This is a genomic window from Limnobacter sp., assembly GCF_043511195.1.
Classification (GTDB): Bacteria; Pseudomonadota; Gammaproteobacteria; order Burkholderiales; family Burkholderiaceae_B; genus Limnobacter.
Genome location: NZ_CP121330.1, coordinates 1,650,786 through 1,669,140, shown reverse-complemented (window position 1 = coordinate 1,669,140; position 18,355 = coordinate 1,650,786). Strand labels below are relative to the sequence as shown.

The 18,355-nt window shown below is 53.1% G+C and carries 14 protein-coding genes; 7 read left to right on the top strand and 7 right to left on the bottom strand.

Annotated elements, in window-relative coordinates:
- Window positions 1-5 precede the first annotated feature (5 nt).
- From dxs to xseB, 3 genes are read right to left on the bottom strand one after another with little or no spacing between them, the layout of a single operon-like run.
- Entirely contained in the window at window positions 6-1,928 is a 1,923-nt protein-coding gene (gene dxs, locus P0D43_RS07995) for a 1-deoxy-D-xylulose-5-phosphate synthase (protein WP_394673714.1), read from the bottom strand.
- Window positions 1,922-2,824 (bottom strand): farnesyl diphosphate synthase, encoded by a 903-nt coding sequence (locus P0D43_RS07990; protein WP_341236470.1) that lies wholly within the window; start codon window positions 2,822-2,824, stop codon window positions 1,922-1,924. The genes dxs and P0D43_RS07990 overlap by 7 nt, the downstream gene beginning before the upstream one ends.
- On the bottom strand, window positions 2,821-3,081 hold the full coding sequence (xseB, locus tag P0D43_RS07985; protein ID WP_341236471.1) for an exodeoxyribonuclease VII small subunit: 261 nt from the start codon (window positions 3,079-3,081) through the stop codon (window positions 2,821-2,823). Before xseB ends, P0D43_RS07990 begins: the two co-directional genes overlap by 4 nt.
- Before the next feature lie 192 nt (window positions 3,082-3,273).
- Here xseB and P0D43_RS07980 point away from each other — a divergent pair, with 192 nt between their 5' ends.
- The 3 genes from P0D43_RS07980 (at window position 3,274) to P0D43_RS07970 (ending at window position 6,194) form a co-directional block, all read left to right on the top strand.
- Window positions 3,274-4,401 (top strand): aromatic ring-hydroxylating dioxygenase subunit alpha, encoded by a 1,128-nt coding sequence (locus P0D43_RS07980; protein ID WP_159569585.1) that lies wholly within the window; start codon window positions 3,274-3,276, stop codon window positions 4,399-4,401.
- A gap of 105 nt (window positions 4,402-4,506) precedes the next feature.
- Window positions 4,507-5,283, top strand: coding sequence for a GntR family transcriptional regulator (locus P0D43_RS07975; protein ID WP_159568428.1), 777 nt, complete (start codon window positions 4,507-4,509; stop codon window positions 5,281-5,283).
- Window positions 5,284-5,324: 41 nt separating this feature from the next.
- Window positions 5,325-6,194 (top strand): DMT family transporter, encoded by an 870-nt coding sequence (locus P0D43_RS07970; RefSeq protein WP_159568427.1) that lies wholly within the window; start codon window positions 5,325-5,327, stop codon window positions 6,192-6,194.
- An 8-nt stretch (window positions 6,195-6,202) separates the two neighbouring features.
- Here P0D43_RS07970 and P0D43_RS07965 read toward each other — a convergent pair whose 3' ends face one another.
- The 3 genes from P0D43_RS07965 to polA are packed head-to-tail and all read right to left on the bottom strand — an operon-like array spanning window position 6,203 to window position 10,723.
- Window positions 6,203-6,988 (bottom strand): ZIP family metal transporter, encoded by a 786-nt coding sequence (locus P0D43_RS07965; RefSeq protein WP_159568426.1) that lies wholly within the window; start codon window positions 6,986-6,988, stop codon window positions 6,203-6,205.
- Between the two features lie 18 nt (window positions 6,989-7,006).
- Window positions 7,007-7,912 carry a dienelactone hydrolase family protein gene (locus P0D43_RS07960; RefSeq protein ID WP_159568425.1) on the bottom strand — a complete coding sequence of 302 codons (906 nt, stop codon included), beginning with the start codon at window positions 7,910-7,912 and terminating at the stop codon, window positions 7,007-7,009.
- Between the two features lie 27 nt (window positions 7,913-7,939).
- Window positions 7,940-10,723 (bottom strand): DNA polymerase I, encoded by a 2,784-nt coding sequence (gene polA / locus P0D43_RS07955; protein ID WP_394672111.1) that lies wholly within the window; start codon window positions 10,721-10,723, stop codon window positions 7,940-7,942.
- Here polA and P0D43_RS07950 point away from each other — a divergent pair, their 5' ends adjacent.
- The 3 genes from P0D43_RS07950 to P0D43_RS07940 all read left to right on the top strand — a co-directional run bounded on the left by P0D43_RS07950 (window position 10,724) and on the right by P0D43_RS07940 (window position 13,296).
- Window positions 10,724-11,461, top strand: a complete 738-nt coding sequence (locus P0D43_RS07950) for a TIGR00730 family Rossman fold protein (protein WP_159568423.1) — start codon at window positions 10,724-10,726, stop codon at window positions 11,459-11,461.
- A gap of 66 nt (window positions 11,462-11,527) precedes the next feature.
- The gene (locus P0D43_RS07945) at window positions 11,528-12,490 is read left to right on the top strand and encodes a homoserine kinase (RefSeq protein ID WP_394672110.1); all 963 of its coding nucleotides are present in this window, start codon (window positions 11,528-11,530) and stop codon (window positions 12,488-12,490) included.
- Between the two features lie 11 nt (window positions 12,491-12,501).
- Window positions 12,502-13,296, top strand: coding sequence for a BPSS1780 family membrane protein (locus tag P0D43_RS07940; protein ID WP_159568421.1), 795 nt, complete (start codon window positions 12,502-12,504; stop codon window positions 13,294-13,296).
- 5 nt (window positions 13,297-13,301) lie between these two features.
- Here P0D43_RS07940 and P0D43_RS07935 read toward each other — a convergent pair whose 3' ends face one another.
- Window positions 13,302-15,533, bottom strand: coding sequence for a UvrD-helicase domain-containing protein (locus P0D43_RS07935; RefSeq protein ID WP_159568420.1), 2,232 nt, complete (start codon window positions 15,531-15,533; stop codon window positions 13,302-13,304).
- A gap of 164 nt (window positions 15,534-15,697) precedes the next feature.
- On the opposite strand from P0D43_RS07935, the gene leuS reads away from it, so the two are divergent.
- Window positions 15,698-18,343, top strand: a complete 2,646-nt coding sequence (leuS, locus tag P0D43_RS07930) for a leucine--tRNA ligase (protein ID WP_394673689.1) — start codon at window positions 15,698-15,700, stop codon at window positions 18,341-18,343.
- Window positions 18,344-18,355 lie beyond the last annotated feature (12 nt).

Below are 18,355 nucleotides of genomic sequence, written 5' to 3'. Positions count from 1 at the left end.
CTTCCTCATGTGTTCGCGGAACGCCCTGCTACATGGCGTACCACATTGGTGTGGCGATCAAAGAGCTCGCCATAGTGCTGCTTGATGGACGTTTCTATGCCTTGGGCGTCCAGTCCAAGATTCTTGAGCAGGAGCGCAGGGTCTCCGTGGTCGATGAATTCATCGGGCAAGCCGAGCTGCAAAACTGCGTTGTTAAAGCCTTGGGCGTGCAAATGTTCAGTTACCGCCGAACCAGCGCCACCCATGATACAGCCCTCTTCCACAGTCACAAAGCTGTAGCGCTGCTCTGCAAACCGTTGTAACAATTCTGCATCAATCGGCTTGACCCAGCGCATGTCCACCACAGTGGCACCCAGCGCACGACCAGCCTCAAGGCTTGGTTCACACATGGAGCCAAATGCCAAAATTACAAGTTTATTCTCAGACTCATCGGGCGAATAACGCACAATTGCCCTGCCAATTTCAAGCGAATCCAGCGATTCATCGGCCACAACGCCCGGCCCCATACCACGCGGATAACGCACAGAGGCACAACCAGGATAGTGATAAGCCGTGGTCAGCAACTTGCGACACTCGTCTTCGTTGGACGGTGCAGCAATGATCATATTCGGGATACACCGCAGATAGGCAACATCGTAATTGCCGGCGTGGGTTGCACCGTCGGCCCCCACCAAACCTGCTCGGTCCAGGGCAAAAGTAACATCCAGATTCTGCAAGGCCACATCGTGATTCAGCTGGTCGTAGGCACGTTGCAAGAAAGTGGAGTAAATGGCTACTACGGGTTTCATGCCCTCGCAGGCCAAACCTGCCGCAAAGGTAACCGCGTGTTGTTCTGCAATGCCCACGTCAAAATACCGTGAGGGAAAGCGTCGCTCGAATTCAACCATGCCCGAACCTTCGCGCATGGCGGGGGTAATGCCCACCAGTTTGCGATCCGATTGCGCCATGTCGCACAGCCACTTGCCAAAAATTTGGGTGTAAGTGGGTGGCTTGGGCGTGGTTGACTTTTGAATGCCAATGCTTGGATCGAACTTGCCGGGGCCGTGGTACAGCACAGGGTCTTGCTCGGCCAGCTTGTAACCTGCTCCCTTTTTGGTGATCACATGCAGAAAAATCGGGCCTTTCATGGCACGCAGGTTTTGCAACGTAGGCACCAAGGCATCCAGATCGTGGCCGTCGATCGGGCCGTAATAGTTAAAACCAAATTCTTCGAACAGCGTGGCCGGGCTCATCATGCCTTTCACATGCTCTTCGAGCCGGTGCGCGAGTTCGTACAAGGGTGGGGCCACGCCCAAAATGCCCTTGCCGACTTCTTTCACATTGTTCAGCATGCGGCCAGACAACAACTTGGCCAGGTATTTGTTCAGCGCACCCACAGGCGGTGAAATCGACATGTCGTTGTCATTCAAAATGACCAGCAAATCGATGTCGGGGGTAACACCCGCGTTATTCAGGGCCTCGAAAGCCATGCCGGCTGTCATCGAACCGTCGCCGATCACCGCAATGTGCTTGCGGTTTACGCCCAAATTGCGGGAGGCCACGGCCATACCCAAGGCGGCAGAAATGGAGGTGCTGGAGTGTGCAGTACCAAAGGCATCGTATTCGGATTCCGAACGCTTGGGAAAACCGGATATACCGCCGTACTGACGCAAACCGGGCATGGCCTCACGGCGCCCAGTCAAAATTTTGTGCGGATACGTTTGATGGCCCACGTCCCAAACGACGCGATCGTTCGGTGTGTTGAACACATAGTGCAAGGCCACAGTCAATTCGACTGTACCCAGGTTGGATGACAAATGCCCGCCGGTTTTGGCCACTTGCTCCACAATGTAATTGCGCAACTCATCGGCCAACTTGGGCAGCTGGTTTTCAGACAATCGCCGCAAGTCTGCGGGGCAATCAATTTTTTTCAGCAGATCGGTCATGATTTCCGGTTTGTAATCAATTCTACAAGGGATTCCAGCGGGGCTCTGCGTTGCGGCGCAATGGCGTCACAGGCGCTCAGTGCTTGCTCGCGAAGCCGAGTCAACAGCGCTTTGGCTTCGCCCAACCCCATTAAACTCACCATAGTGGGTTTGTTGTTCAGTGCGTCTTTGCCCGACGTTTTGCCGAGCACTTCGCTGGTGGATTCCACGTCTAATATGTCGTCTATTACCTGATATGCCAAGCCCAAACAATGGGCGTAGGCCTCTAATCCTTCCTTTTCAACGTTTGAAATGTCGGGGTTGCTGACATAACCCATGCGAACCGAGGCTTTAATCAAATCGCCAGTTTTTCGCGCATGCATGTTTTCAAGTGCAGACAAGTCCATGGGTTTGCCCACATGCGCAAGGTCAATGGCCTGCCCTGCAGCCATGCCCTGAACACCGGAAGCACCGGCCAAGGCCGCAATTTGTTGCATACGAACCTGCACACTGCCTTGGCCTGATTCTGCAAGCCACTGAAAAGCAGTGGTTTGCAATGCGTCACCAGCCAACAAAGCAAATGCTTCGCCAAATTTAACGTGACAAGTCGGCTTGCCACGGCGCAACACGTCATTGTCCATACAAGGCAAGTCGTCGTGAACCAGCGAATAGGCGTGCATGGCCTCGATGGCACAGGCCGCATCGCTTAGTTCGCCTACAGGCGTGCCCACAGCGTGGCCAGCAGAAAATACCAGCATGGCCCGCAGGCGTTTGCCGCCATCCAGCAAAGCATATTCAATGGCCTCGTTAAGCACGGTTGAAGGGCCTTTGCGCTGCTTAAGCTTCTCACACAATATGTCCTCAAAACCCGCGCGGGTTTCATCAAACCAATTCAGCTTAATAGGTTGAGGGAAGCTCACTGATCACCTTCGTCGACTGGTTTGTTCAAGGCTTGTTCAATCTCGGTCACCTCTTTGCGAACCTGGCTCAATCGGTCCCGACAATACTTCACGAGATAAGCACCGCGCTTGTAATCGGTCAACAATTGATCCAGTCCAAGATTCTGGGAATCCATGGTATCGACCAGTGCCTCCAGTTCGGCTGCCGCTTCTTCGAAGGAGGCTGGTACCGCTTGGGCGGATTCAGCGGGTGCTGTTTTTGATTTGCTTGGGCTCATTGTGCTGCTGTGCGTAGTGCAAAGTCTTCCATTTTACTGCGAGTTTGCTCAAAGGCGAAAAGTCTTTGGCCGGAATGCGGACTAAAGGGTACAATCCCACTTTCTCTTTTTGTTCAACAGGTTAATTTGCATCAGTGTCGATCAGGGACACTGTTGGAGGAGGTCCCCGGGATCATGTCCGATTTGAGTGATTTGTCCAATGTGTCACATGCCGTGACGCAGTCAAGTTTGCAGCCTCATGTTTCAACGTATTTTGATGAACATGTTTTGAAGGATGAAATCCAACTACTCTATCGAGACGGACCGGGTTACGTCGGTCACACCCATTGGGTGGCCGAGCACGGCGACTGGAGGTCACTTCCGTGGGAAGGAGACGGTCGCATTCTGGTGAACAACGGCTCTGAAATTGAGCTTTTGTCCAATGTATGTCGACACCGTCAAGCCATTATGCTGAAAGGTCACGGCAACTCCAGCAATATCGTTTGCCCGCTTCACCGCTGGACCTACGATTTGAAGGGCGAGTTGCTGGGAGCCCCCCATTTTGCACAGCAACCTTGCACCAGGCTACAGTCTTACCCGCTTCAAAACTGGCGTGGCCTGCTGTTTAATTCTGGTCGCAATGTGCTGGACGAGCTGAAAAATGTGCCATTCCTCGAAGAACTCGATTTTTCGAATTTTCAGCTTGATTCGGTAAAAAGCAACGTGTTGCCCTACAACTGGAAAACCTTCATTGAGGTTTATCTGGAGGACTACCACGTGGAGCCGTTTCACCCGGGGCTGGGTCAATTTGTAAGCTGCTCCGATTTGCAGTGGTACTACGGCGAGAACTGGAGTGTGCAATCGGTGGGTGTCAAGGCCGGGCTTCGTCGCCCGGGCACGCCGGTTTATCGCCAGTGGCACGATGCGGTCAAGAAATTCAGCAACGGTGTAGAACCCAAATACGGCGCAATCTGGTTTTGCATGTACCCCAATATCATGGTGGAGTGGTACCCACATGTGTTGGTGGTTTCCACGCTGCACCCGAAGGGGCCACAGGAAACATTGAACGTGGTTGAGTTTTATTACCCCGAGGAAATTCGCCTGTTTGAGCGGGAATTCGTCGAGGCCGAGCAAGCCGCCTACATGGAAACTGCAGTGGAGGATGACGAAATTGCCGAGCGAATGGACGAAGGCCGCCGCGTGCTAATGGAACGTGGAGAACACGACGCTGGCCCCTACCAAAGCCCAATGGAAGACGGCATGGCGCACTTCCACGCTTGGTATGGTGCCCAAATGAACCCGGCTCACCACCAATCCGGAAAGTTGAAAAAAATACTCTGAAAGGCTACAACACGCATCGTCCAAATCAATATCGCGATTTCTATTTTTGTTTAATATTTTTCTGGTACATTGATTAGACAAAAATAAAACTCTGGATATATTCAAATGATGCGTGGCGCCAATTCTTTGGACGGGCCCGTCGTACGTAGTGGCGGCCCCGCCTACCAACAAATCAGTGAAGTGCTGACCCATGAAATTTTCAGGCAAACCTGGAAGGTTGGCGAACCACTGCCCAATGAGAAAAAACTCTCAGACCGCTTTCAAGTGTCAATCGGCACAATTCGCCGCGCAATTGAAGCCCTGGAGACGTCTGGGTTAGTGACAAAAATGCAGGGACTGGGCACATTTGTTACCAACAAAGCCTTGCCTTCCCCGGTATACGATCGGGCAGACCCATTCAAGCTGAATGACCACTGGGCCACCGAATATGCGGGCACCGAGGTAAAAACCGAGTTGATCAGCCTGGAAAGCATTCAAGCCAATACCGAGGAATCTCGCGCCCTTGGCGTCACATTGGGTGATCCGATCTGGTTGATTGAAGTTCGGCACATGCTGCACACTCAATTGATTGCCTATGAACAATTGTGCCTTTCAAAGAAAGTCTTTCCAAAACTGAGTATTGAGATGCTTCAAAAATCGGCGGGTAATCTTTACCGGCTGGCCTCGGAAGTCTTTCAAATGCGAATTGGCCAAATGACTGACGAAGTGTCGGTCAAATCCATGGAACCGCGAATCGCCAGCCTGTTCAATAAAATTCCGGATGCACCAAGCCTGCGTGTATTCCGTATTACCCATTCCATGGACAACACACCGATTGAAAAACGCGAGGTATGGCTTGACCCCAGCTTTGCGCATTACAAAGCAACCCCGGAATTATCCTGACGCTCGGCGCAAGCCGAACAGTCGCGCTACAATCTGCCCCCATGCAAGCACTCTGGATGTTAATGGCCTGCCTGTGCTTCGGCACCATGGGCCTCATGGTCAAATTGGCGGGCTCCCATGTCTCGTTGGGTGAAATTGTGCTGTTTCGCGGTGCGGTACCGGTTATTGGCATCACGGTTTGGGCTGTCATTCAGGGTCTTAGCCTGAAAAGCCCGGTTGCCATGTTGCACCTAAAACGAAATATCGCAGGAATTATTGCAATGTGGTGCGGTTTCTATGCCACCACGCAATTGCCGCTGGCTACGGCCACTACGCTGATGTACACCTCCCCCCTGTTTATCGCGCTGATTCTGTGGCTTTGGTTTGGTCAATCGAGAAACTGGCTTGAACAACTGGCCATTGCCATTGGGTTCGGTGGGGTTATTGCCGTACTTCAACCCGTGATTGCAAGTGACCAGCTTTCAACAGCACTGATTGGCTTGGGTGCCGGAGCTGTGTCAGCGATCGCATACCTGCAGCTAAAAAGCCTGGGCCAAGCAAAAGAAGCAGAGTGGCGAACAGTGCTGTACTTCGCGGGCACCGCAACAGTTACCTCGCTGGTGTATCTATTGGGTTTCGGCGAATTTACAGTCTTCAAGACGGCGGGCTACGAATGGCCGCTGCTGTGGCTATTGGCTTTGGGGTTTTTTGGCGGTGCTGGCAACCTGGCGCTGACCCGGTCGTTTGGCAGCGGCTCAACCTGGCTTTCAGCCGCACTGCAATACTGCACAATTCTGGTGTCTACGTTTTATGGCATCACGGTATTGGGTGACATTCCAACAAACACCACGTGGATTGGCGTGCTATTGATTATCACTTGTGGTGGCATTTCTTCCTATGCCACCCACAGGCGCAAACTGAATAATTATTGAATTTGCTTTTAGTGATGGTGGTGCAGTATTTCGGCCAACAAGGCGATCAAGGCCACACCGCCACCAATGCACAACAATTGCACGAAACTCTCTTTGATTTTGACGCGTTGCTGCATTTGTGGAATAAGGTCGGCCACGGCAACATAGATAAAACTGGCTGCGGCAAACACCAAGGCATATGGCAACAACGTTTGCAGTTCGGTAAACAGGGTGTAACCCAAACCCGCGCCCAGTACTGCGGCCAAACCAGCCACCGACATCAGCTGCAAGGCTTTTTTGCGTGCAATTCCCGCATTCACCAGCACCAGATAATCCCCGGTTTGCTGGGGGATTTCGTGTAAAACCACGCTCAGCGTGGTCACCAAACCCAATTCGAAATCGACCAGAAAGGCACTGGCCACCAGAAGGCCATCGGCAAAGTTGTGAATTGAATCACCAACAACAATCAACAAGCCACCTCGCCTTGCCTCGCGCTTGTCGAAACCGTGGTGATGGTCATGCCCATCATGCTCATGGTGGTGACTGTGGCGAAAGATGGCGAACTTTTCAAGCACAAAGAAAAACAACAAACCGGCCAACAACAAAGCAAATAGCTTGTGATGGTCCATGCCTTTGTCCAGCGCTTCAGGCAGCAAATGCAACAGTGATGCGCCAAGCAACACACCAGCGGACACACTGACCATGGGCTCAAGCGAACGGGCAATGTGGCGGGCTGTTAAAAGCGCAGATGCAAATATGGCCAAGGCCGTGCCCAAGGCAGCGGCCAGGAGAACAAGCGGTAAACTGGATTGCACGATTGATTTGGTCCGAGATTAGATCAGGTTCTTGCCCCGCAAGAACTCAAGCGCCTGATTGTACGCCTGTTTCGCCGCGGTGGAATTGTAGGTGGGGCGATAATCGGCGTGGAAACCATGCTGTGCCTTGTCAAACACCGTGATACTGCTGGCTTGTGCATTGGAATTGCCCTGGGCGGCAGCCAAGGCCTTTCGCATCTGCTCCACCGTGTCCAGCGGAATGGAGCTGTCTTCGGATCCATACAAACCCAACACCGGGGCCTTCAATTGAGTAGCCACATCCACAGGGTGTGTAGGCGTTAATTCAGTTTTTGCGCCCACCAGGCGACCATACCAGGCCACACCTGCTTTAACTGCAGGCTGGTGAGCGGCATACAACCAGGTAATTCGTCCACCCCAACAAAATCCGGTCACGGCGAGTTTCTCGGCGTCAGCGCCTTCGGTGGCCGCATGTTCGACACATTTGTCCAAATCAGCCATCACCTGTTTGTCATTCATTTTTGAAATGACATTTTCCAAAATGGCGGCCACCGTGGCGTACTGCCCTGGCTCGGAATGTCGAAAGAATATTTCGGGTGCCAAGGCATAAAAGCCCGCCTGGGCAAAACGACGGCATACATCTTCCAGATAGGCATGAACACCAAAGATTTCAGGCACCACCAGAATAACGGGCGCGTTCTTTTTGCCTTTTGGATAAGCCCGGTAGGCGAACATGTCATCGTCGCCCACATCCACAAACACCCGGCCTTCTTCAAGGCCGTCGCTTGGCGTGGTAATGGCTTGGGCCAACACAGGCGACGCGGCTGCGGCAAAACCACCCACAGTAAACCCTTTGAGAAGGGTGCGACGGTCGATGGTCAGTTTGCCACCGCCAGTCAAAGCCTCAAGGTGTTCCTGATGTTCGGTTTTTTTGCTGTCGCTCATGTGCCTGCTCCTCATTTCTTCTGAAATTTAATGCGCCTCTTCCCAGTTGTTGCCAACGCCACAACCCACTTCCAGCGGTACGCGCAATTTCGCAACTTGCGTCATGATTTCAGGTACACGCTTCTGGATCAATTCGAGTTCACCCTTGGGTACTTCAAAAATAACCTCATCGTGCACCTGCATGATCATTTTGGTTTGCAGCTTTTCAGTTTTTAGCCACGATGACAATTCGACCATGGCCATTTTGATGAGATCCGCCGAGGTACCCTGCATGGGCGCATTGATCGCAGCCCGTTCAGCACCCGCACGGCGAGGGCCATTGGGGCTTTTGATCTCGGGCAGCCACAAGCGGCGACCGAACACGGTTTGCACAAAGCCGTCTTCCTTGGCTTGGGCACGTACATTGTCCATGAATTTCGCCACGCCGGGATAACGCGAAAAATAGCGGTCAATGTAAAGCTTTGCGGCCTCGCGGGTAATGCCCAGGTTGCCGGCCAAGCCAAATGCGCTCATGCCGTAGATCAGACCGAAGTTAATCACCTTGGCGGTTCGGCGGTGATCCGAAGTCACCTCATTCAAACCCACACCAAAAATTTCAGACGCAGTGGCACTGTGAATGTCCAACCCTTCATTGAAGGCGTGGACCAAGGCTTCATCGCCTGAAATATGGGCCATGATGCGCAACTCAATTTGAGAATAATCAGCAGACACCAATACACAACCCGGCGCGGCAATGAATGCCTCTCGAACCCGGCGCCCTTCAGCTGTGCGCACTGGAATATTCTGCAAATTGGGATCGTTACTGGCCAAACGGCCTGTAACAGCCACCGCCTGCGCGTAATTGGTGTGCACGCGCCCTGTGCGCGCATTCACCATGCGGGGCAGTTTGTCGGTGTAGGTGCTTTTCAATTTGGCCAGTGAGCGGTGTTCCAGCAATTTGGCTGGCAGCGGATAATCTTCTGCCAGCTTGCTGAGCACTTCTTCATCCGTGGACGGCGCGCCGCTGGCCGTTTTTTTCACCACAGGCAAACCAAGTTTGTCGAACAACAACTCGCCAATTTGTTTGGGCGAATTCAGGTTAAAACTGCCACCTGCAAGCTCGAAGGCCTGCTCTTCAATCAGCTTCAACTTGTCTGCAATCTCGGCACTTTGGGCCTCGAGTTTGTCAGAATCAATCAACACACCATTGCGTTCAACCTCGAACAGCACTTGCCCAAAGGGCAACTCTACATTGCGGTACAGCTTGACGAGATCGGGTACTTTGTCCAGCTCGGCTTTCAAGGTGTGAGCAAGGCGCAAAGTAACCTCGGCGTCTTCTGCTGCGTATTTGGTGGCCGTATCAATGGGCACCTGATCAAAGGTAATTTGACTGGCCCCCTTGCCAGCCACTTCCTCGTATTTGATGGTGTTGTAGTTCAGCCAGCGCAGGGCCAAGGCGTCCATGCCGTGCGGCTTGTGAGCCTCCAGAATGTAGCTGGCCAGCATGGTGTCTTCAAACAGGCCCTTCACCCACACATCGTGATTGGCCATGACATGCAAATCGTATTTTGCATTCTGGGCAATTTTGGGCGAATCGGAATCTTCGAACCAGGGCTTCAGAAATGCCAACACATCGGCCAGCGGCAGTTGCGGCTCAGCCGTCAAATCCTGATGCGTTAAGGGGATGTAATAACCCACGCCAGGCTTCACGGCAAATGACAAGCCCACAATTCGGGCATTCATGGGCTCTAGCGAATCAGTTTCTGTGTCAAAGGCCACGGGTGTTTTGCTGGCAGCGGCAGCTTTTAATTCTGCAAGTAGCGAATCAAGTTGTGCTTGCGTTTGCACGCAAACCGTTTCAATGGACTCCACAGCCTGCGTGGGCGCATCAAACAAACTCATGGAGCTGCCATCGGGCGGGCCATCCACTTTCGGTTTTGATGCCACTTCGTCTTCGGCCACTCCGCCCAAGGCACGAAACCAGGTTTTGAACTCAAAGCGTTGAAACAATTGTTTCAACGCGTCGGTATTTTCCGGGTGCGCTTTCAACTGCTCTTCAATGTGCCTGCGAAGCTCGAACTCGCAATCCATTTTGATGGTGACCAATGTTTTGCCGGTGGGCAACCAGTCCAGCGCTTTTTGCAGGTTCTCACCCACCTTGCCACCAATTTTGTCCGCATTGGCCACAATCGCGTCAAGGGTTTTGTATTCAGCCAGCCACTTGGCTGCGGTTTTCGGGCCCACCTTTTCTACGCCTGGCACGTTGTCCACGGTGTCACCTACCAGGGTCAGGTAATCCACAATTTGCTCGGGGTACACGCCAAACTTCTCGAATACGGCGTCCCGAGTCATCACCGCATTTTTCATGGTGTCGACCAAGCGAACCTTGTCGTTCACCAACTGGGCCATGTCTTTGTCGCCTGTGGACACAATCACTTCATCAAATCCTTGGTCCATGGCCACCTGGGCCAAGGTGCCAATGACATCATCTGCCTCAATGCCTGGCTCCATCACAATAGGCCAACCCATGGCGCGCGTCACTTCATGGATGTGGGGGATCTGCGCAGCCAAATCCTCTGGCATGCTGGCCCGGTTCGCCTTGTATTCCGGGTAAATGTCGTCGCGAAAGGTTTTGCCCGGCGCATCGAACACACAGGCGATACAATTGGAGGTGATATCGTCGGTGTTGTAGTCTGCACGCAGGCGTCGAAGCATATTAACCATGCCGTAAATGGCCCCGGTGGGCTCACCAGCGCGGTTGCGCAGGTCAGGCATGGCATGAAAGGCACGGTACAGGTAGCTCGAACCATCAACCAGGAGTAATCGCTTCATATGACAACCAAAAATAAGAATATTCCAACATTGCGCCACCTCCCCTCCAAAGAACAATCCACCGCAGTGAAGGCCCGTGAGTCATGGCATGTGTTGGGAATTATGGCAGAGTTCATTGAGGCGACTGAGAAGCTGTCGGCAATTCGCCCCTCGGTCTCCATTTTTGGTAGTGCCAGAACACCTACGGATCACCCTTACTACGCACTGACCGAGAATATTGCCCGTGCATTGTCTGATTCAGGCTTCGCGGTGATTAGCGGCGGTGGCCCCGGCATCATGGAAGCAGCCAACAAAGGTGCCCACGCAGGCGAATCTCCCAGCGTCGGGTTGAATATTGAGCTGCCCTTTGAACAAAGCGGTAACGCCTATCAAGACATCTCGCTCACGTTTCGCCACTTTTTTGCCCGCAAAGTTGCTTTTGCGAAGTACGCCAGCGCCTATGTAGTCATGCCCGGTGGTTTTGGAACGCTCGACGAGATGTTTGAAGCACTGACTTTGATTCAAACCAACAAGGGGCGACGCATTCCGATCATTTTGGTGGGTTCGAAGTTTTGGGCAGGCCTGATTGACTGGGTTAAAAGCCATTTGCTGGGTGAAGGCATGATCAGCCCCGGCGATATGGATCTGTTTGAAGTGGTTGAAACACCCGAAGAGGTTTTGGGATGTATTTTCCGTTTCTACGAAAAACGCACCTTCAACCCATCAGAGAGTGAAACAGAGAAGCTGCTGGACTTATAAAGCAGGGCCAAACACGGGTAAAATCCGGGGTGCTTTGTCGGTGTTGTGACCTTCTCGGGATATTGAATGGCTGTTTTTACGCGTATTACACAAGATGAACTGCAGCAGTGGCTAAAAGACCGCAAGTGCGGTGAACTGCTTTCATTCGAAGGAATTGAGTCGGGCATCGAGAACACCAATTACTTCGTGAACACCAGCACGGGCAGGTTTGTGCTCACGCTGTTTGAGAAGTTGCGCGCAGAAGACCTGCCGTTTTACCTGGGTTTGATGGAACACCTGGCAAAAAAAGGCTTGGCTGTTCCTGGACCGATCGCAAACGCCAAAGGCGAGCTGTTCAATACGCTGCACGGCAAGCCCGCCACGCTGGTGACTTGCCTTCGCGGAAAATCGGTGGATCACCCCAACGCCGAGCAGTGCCACGCAATTGGCAAGTTCAGTGCCCAAGCCCACTTGGCCGTAGCCGACTTCGCAGGAAACACCCCCAACCCGCGTGGCTTGGCGTGGATCGAAAATGCAATGAATGAACTGGACGACCATTTGCCCGATGCCGTGTGTAAACTGCTGCACGACGAAGTGAGTCACCAAAAAACCGTGGCGGCAGGAAATGCCTACAAAACCCTGCCAAAAGGCGCGGTGCACGCTGATTTGTTCCGCGACAACGCCTTGATGCAGGGCGACACACTGGGTGGTGTCATCGACTTTTATTTTGCAGGGGTGGACACCTATCTCTTTGACTTGGCAGTAACTGCCAACGATTGGTGTATCAACCTGGGCAGCGGCGAATTCAAGGATAACCTTCTGGATGCCTTGCTGAACGGTTACCAGGAAGTTCGCCCATTGACCATTCACGAATGTGAACTTTGGCAAGACATGCTCCGCGCCGCGGCGCTACGCTTCTGGGCCTCTCGCCTTTACGACTTTTACATGCCCCGAGAAGCCGAGGTTTTGAATGTGAAAGACCCGCAACATTTTGAGCGAGTATTGTTGGCGCGTCGCCAAGGTATTCCATTTGCAGTGCAACCGAACTAAGGACTTTTCAATTGGCCAATTATGTACACACGTGCCCACCCAGCGCTGGTTGGGAGTGGCTGATGCAGGGCGTACAGCTTTTTCGCAAAAAGCCGGGCGAGATGTTTTTGTTCGGCAACACCTACCTGTTTATCATTCTGTTTGTGGGGCTGTTAATTCCATTTCTGGGTGCAGCCGTTGTGGCCATCGCATCGCCCGCCATGGGGTTCGGCATTATGCTGGCAGGACGCATGGGGCAGAAAGGATTGCGGGTCAGCCCGATTGTTCTTTTCAGCGGCTTCAGTCAGGAACACAGAAAACACCTGCAGTCGCTGATCGTGCTCGGTGCGATCTACACCGCATGCTTTGCGGTGATCAAGCTGCTGGCGCACCTGTTGCTAGGCGCACAACCCAATGTGTCCATTGAAGACCTTCAAAAAGCAGACCCGGCAGCAAGTGCTGCCTTTATGGAATACATGGTGCTGTACATGGTCTTTGTGGGCATCACCAGCATCCCGGTGTTGTTGGCATTCTGGTTTGCGCCAGTGCTGGTGGTGTGGCACAACATGAAACCTGTGCAGGCCCTGTTCTCAAGCTGGGTTGCGGTGTGGCGCAACAAGGCCAGCTTTTTCATCTATGGCATGGGTTGGCTGGTTCTGGGCTTGGGTTTCTCATCGGTGTTTGTGGTCATTTTTACCATGCTCGGTTTGCCTGCAGTGTTTGTAAGCGCACTGAACATGATGTGTGTGGCCTTGGTGATGGCAGTGTCGCTGTGCACGTTTTACCCCACTTACCAGGCAGTTTTTGAACAAGACCCGCAGGTGTAACCTTTTCAACTTCGCTCAAGCTTCGCCAAACTGAGCATCAACCACTTCATGCCCTGGCGACCAAAGTTGATTTGAATTCTTTGGTCGTCACCCTCGCCTTCATAGGCCACCACGACACCACTACCAAACTTGGCATGCGCAACGCCTGTACCAATGTCATACGGACGTTTGGGCGCTTTGTTGCTGTATCCAACATTCAGGGTTTTGTTCTGCCCCCACACTTTGGAATCGAGCGCATCCCAACCCTGGCTGGCAATATGCGCGCGTTTGGGGGTGAGCCACTTCAGCACTTCTTCGGGCAACTCATCCAGAAAACGCGAACGCAGGTGGTAACGAATTTGGCCATGCAGCATGCGCTGCTGGGCATGGCTCAAAAACAGTTGCTCGCGCGCACGGGTAATGGCCACGTACATCAAGCGGCGCTCTTCTTCCACAGCTTCCACACTGGTGCCGTCGCCGCCCTCCACTGAATTGCCAATGCTGTTCTCGTGCGGAAACAGACCTTCTTCCAACCCAGTCACGAACACACATTTGAATTCAAGACCCTTGGCAGAATGCGCTGTCATGAGTTGAATGGCCTCTTGACCAGCCGCAGCGGCGTTGTCACCTGCCTCTAGTGATGCATGCGATAAAAAATCCGCCAGGGGCGTAATCAGTTTTTCTTCGTCCACCATGGTGGCGGCTGCATCCTGGTAATAGCCTTCTGAAATCGCAAAGGAGGCCGCTGCGTTGACCAGTTCCTTCAAGTTTTCTACGCGGTCTTCGCCGTCTTTGTCGGCTTGAAAATGGGCAATCAAACCGGATTCATTAATCACTTTGTCGACCAAATCAGCAAGGCTCAAGCCACGGGTCTCGAACCGCATGCGCTCAATCAAGTCAGCAAATTTTTTCAAACCCGCCTGCGCACGCCCTTCCATGCGGTGGATAGCGCGATACAAGGAAGTACCCTGCGCAGTGGAAATGTCTTGCAACTGCTCCACGCTGCGCGCACCAATGCCGCGAGTGGGAAAATTAACCACCCGGGAAAACGAGTTGTCATCGTCTGCATTGTCCATCAAACGCAAATACGCCAAGGCATGTTTAATTTCAGCGCGTTCAAAAAAGCGCAAGCCGCCATACACCCGGTAAGGAATACCGGCGTTGAACAAAGCCTGTTCAACCACCCGTGACTGTGCGTTGGACCGGTACAGAATTGCGACGTCGGATCTGCTAAAACCTTCATCCAGAATCAACTTTTTGATTCGATCAATAATGAATGCGGCCTCGTCTTGATCGCTCACCGCCTCGTACACACGAATGGCCTCGCCCTCGCCTGCTTCAGTCCACAATTCTTTGCCCAAGCGGGCTTTGTTGTGCGCAATCAGCACGTTGGCCGCCTTCAGCACATTACCAACCGAGCGATAGTTCTGTTCAAGCTTGATTCGGTTTTGTACATTGAAATCGTTTTCAAACTGCACCATGTTCGCCACGCGTGCACCGCGAAATGCGTAGATGGACTGGTCATCGTCGCCCACGGCAAATATGCATCCTTGTGGCCCAGCCAAACGCTTCAGCCAGTTGTACTGCAGGCTGTTGGTGTCTTGGAACTCGTCCACCAAAATGTATTTGAATCGGGCTTGGTAATGCTCGCGCAATGCGGGGTTGGCACCCAGCAACTCGAATGAACGCAACAACAACTCCGCGAAATCAACCACACCTTCGCGCTGGCACTGGGCTTCGTAGGCCTCGTACAACCGAACCATCATTCGGTGGTATTCGTCGTGCGCTTCGACATCTTTCGGGCGCAAACCCTGGTCTTTCGCAGAGCCAACGAAATAACTGAGCTGCTTGGGGGGAAACTTTTCAGCGTCAATGCCCAAGACCTTGTACATGCGTTTGATGGCCGACAACTGGTCTTGCATGTCCAGAATCTGGAAGGCCTGCGGCAAACCGGCTTCTTTCCAGTGTGCCCGCAACATGCGGTTGCACAAGCCGTGAAACGTACCCACCCACATGCTGCGGGTGTTAATGGGCAGCATGGTTGAAATGCGATGAAGCATTTCTTTTGAAGCTTTATTGGTGAAGGTAACCGCCAACACCCCATTGGGCCCCACCTGCCCGGTTTGAATCAACCAGGCAATGCGTGCAGTCAGCACTTTCGTTTTTCCGCTGCCAGCACCCGCAAGAATCAGCGCAGATTCACGCGGCAAAGTGACGGCTGCCAGTTGTTCGGGATTCAGGCTATCGAGTAAAGACACGGCTTCTCACAATCAAATTTGGTTTTGCTGTTGATTTTAACAGTGATTGGGGTACCAGCCGCGCCCGTAAAAAACGAAAAAGCCCGATATAATGACCGATTGGCCTGCCCAACCCGGCATGGTCCCGCCCGCATTCAAAATTCACACCAAGTTTCAACGCCACCATGTTTGACAAATACGCCGCACAAGACATTGAAAACGCCGTTCAAGGCCTATGGAAAAAATCGGACGCTTACAAAGCCGAGGCTTTCGCAAAAGATGCAAGCGGCAAACTCAAGCCCAAGTACTACTGCGTATCGATGCTGCCTTACCCCAGCGGAAAACTGCACATGGGCCATGTGCGAAATTACACAATCAATGATGTAATGATTCGCCAAAAACGCATGAAGGGCTACAACACCCTGATGCCCATGGGCTGGGACGCATTTGGCATGCCCGCGGAAAACGCCGCGATGGCCAACGGCAAGCCGCCAGCGGCCTGGACTTACAGCAACATTGATTACATGAAAAAGCAGATGGAATCCATGGGCTTGGCCATTGACTGGTCCAAGGAAGTGGCCACCTGCAAGCCCGATTACTACAAATGGAACCAGTGGCTGTTTTTGAAAATGCTTGAGAAAGGCATTGTGTACAAAAAAACAGGCACCGTGAACTGGGACCCAATTGACCAAACTGTGCTGGCCAACGAGCAAGTGATCGACGGCAAAGGCTGGCGCTCGGGCGCTGTCGTTGAGAAGCGCGACATTCCGATGTACTACATGGCGATTACCGACTATGCCGACGTATTGCTCGACGATTTGAATGGTTTACAGTGGCCTGACCGCGTGAAGGTGATGCAGGAAAACTGGATCGGCAAATCCACAGGCGTTCGTTTTGCTTTCCCGCATGAGATCAAAAACGCTGCTGGTGAATTGATTCAAGACGGCAAAATGTATGTGTTCACTACACGCGCCGACACCATCATGGGCGTTACATTTTGCGCAGTGGCTGCCGAGCACCCCTTGGCTGCGCTTGCCGCTGAAACAAATCCTGAACTTCAGGCATTCATAGCCGAATGCAAAGCGGGTGGTGTGGCCGAGGCCGACATGGCCACCATGGAAAAGAAAGGCATGCCCACTGGCCTGAAAGTAACCCACCCATTGACCGGGGATGAAGTACCCGTGTGGGTCGGCAACTACGTGTTGATGAGCTACGGCGATGGTGCCGTAATGGGTGTGCCTGCACACGACGAGCGAGACTTCGCGTTTGCCTTGAAATACGGCATTGCCATCAAGCAGGTGATCGGCGTGAAAGGCGAAGTATTCAACAATGCTGAATGGGCCGAGTGGTATGGCGACAAAGAACGTGGCCAGTGCATGGCCAGTGGCCCGCTTGATGGGTTGAATTACACAGCAGCTGTGGACAAAGTGGCTGATCTGTTGGCTGCCAAAGGACTGGGCGAAAAACGCATTCAGTTCCGCCTGCGCGACTGGGGTATTTCACGCCAACGTTATTGGGGCACCCCCATTCCAATCATTCATTGCGACACCTGCGGCGATGTACCAGTACCCGAAGCCGACTTGCCTGTGGTGTTGCCTGAAGACCTGGTACCGGACGGCAGCGGCAACCCACTGGCCAAAAGCGCTGCATTCTATGAATGCAAGTGCCCAAAGTGTGGCAAGCCTGCGCGCCGTGAAACCGACACCATGGACACCTTCGTGGACTCCAGCTGGTACTTCACGCGCTATGTGTGCAACGACGCCCCCACCATGACAGACGAGCGCAGCGATTACTGGATGCCCATGGACCAGTACATCGGCGGCATCGAGCATGCCATTTTGCATTTGCTCTACAGTCGCTTCTGGACCAAGGTCATGAACGACCTGGGCCTGGTGAAATTCCGCGAACCCGCCACCGCCCTGCTGACCCAGGGCATGGTGTTGAACGACACTTATTACACCGAAGAAGCCAACGGCAAAAAAATCTGGATCAACCCGGCCGATGTCGCAGTTGAATTCGACGACAAGGGCCGCCCGGTGTCTGCACGCCTAAGCAGCAACGGCACCGCGGTGCAAATCGGTGGTGTGGAAAAAATGTCGAAGTCCAAAAACAACGGCATTGATCCACAAGCCTTGATCGACCAATACGGCGCCGACACCGCACGCCTGTTCACCATGTTTGCGGCCCCACCCGAGCAAAGCCTGGAGTGGAGTGATTCCGGTGTGGAAGGTGCGCACCGCTTCCTGAAACGCCTTTACCAATTGGCCCTGAACAAGCAAGAGGCGATCAAGGCGCAGCCCGCATTGAACCCAGCCGAACTTGGCAAGGCGGCGCAAAACACCCGCCGCGATGTGCATGAAATTCTGAAACAAGCCAACTTTGACTACGACCGCAATCAATACAACACAGTGGTGTCTGCCGGCATGAAAATGCTCAACACCCTGGATGCGTTTGCCAGTGAAGCCCATACCACCACTGACCACGCTGTACTGTCAGAGGGCCTTGGTATTTTATTGCGTGTGCTGTATCCGATTGTGCCCCATGTCACCTGCCACCTGTGGAGCAGCCTGAACTACAGTCAGGCCCATGGTGAGTTGCTGGATTCCCCATGGCCAGAAGTGGATGAAAAAGCGCTGGTGCGGTCTGAACTCACCCTGATGGTCCAGGTCAATGGCAAGCTGCGTGGCAGCATTGAAGTGCCTGCAAATGCTGACAAAGCCAGCATTGAAGCGACCGCATTGGCCAGCGAAGCAGCTGAAAAGTTCATGGAAGGCAAACCCGCAAAGAAAGTCATTGTGGTACCCGGCAAACTGGTCAATATCGTTGTTTAAGATCGACCCCAA

Excerpts from the sequence above, each read along its gene's own strand:
- xseB (WP_341236471.1), bottom strand. The coding sequence starts at position 3,081 with ATGAGCCCAAGCAAATCAAAAACAGCACCCGCTGAATCCGCCCAAGCG.
- P0D43_RS07975 (WP_159568428.1), top strand. The coding sequence starts at position 4,507 with ATGATGCGTGGCGCCAATTCTTTGGACGGGCCCGTCGTACGTAGTGGC.
- P0D43_RS07970 (WP_159568427.1), top strand. The coding sequence starts at position 5,325 with ATGCAAGCACTCTGGATGTTAATGGCCTGCCTGTGCTTCGGCACCATG.
- P0D43_RS07960 (WP_159568425.1), bottom strand. The coding sequence starts at position 7,912 with ATGAGCGACAGCAAAAAAACCGAACATCAGGAACACCTTGAGGCTTTG.
- polA (WP_394672111.1), bottom strand. The coding sequence starts at position 10,723 with ATGAAGCGATTACTCCTGGTTGATGGTTCGAGCTACCTGTACCGTGCC.
- P0D43_RS07950 (WP_159568423.1), top strand. The coding sequence starts at position 10,724 with ATGACAACCAAAAATAAGAATATTCCAACATTGCGCCACCTCCCCTCC.
- P0D43_RS07945 (WP_394672110.1), top strand. The coding sequence starts at position 11,528 with ATGGCTGTTTTTACGCGTATTACACAAGATGAACTGCAGCAGTGGCTA.
- leuS (WP_394673689.1), top strand. The coding sequence starts at position 15,698 with ATGTTTGACAAATACGCCGCACAAGACATTGAAAACGCCGTTCAAGGC.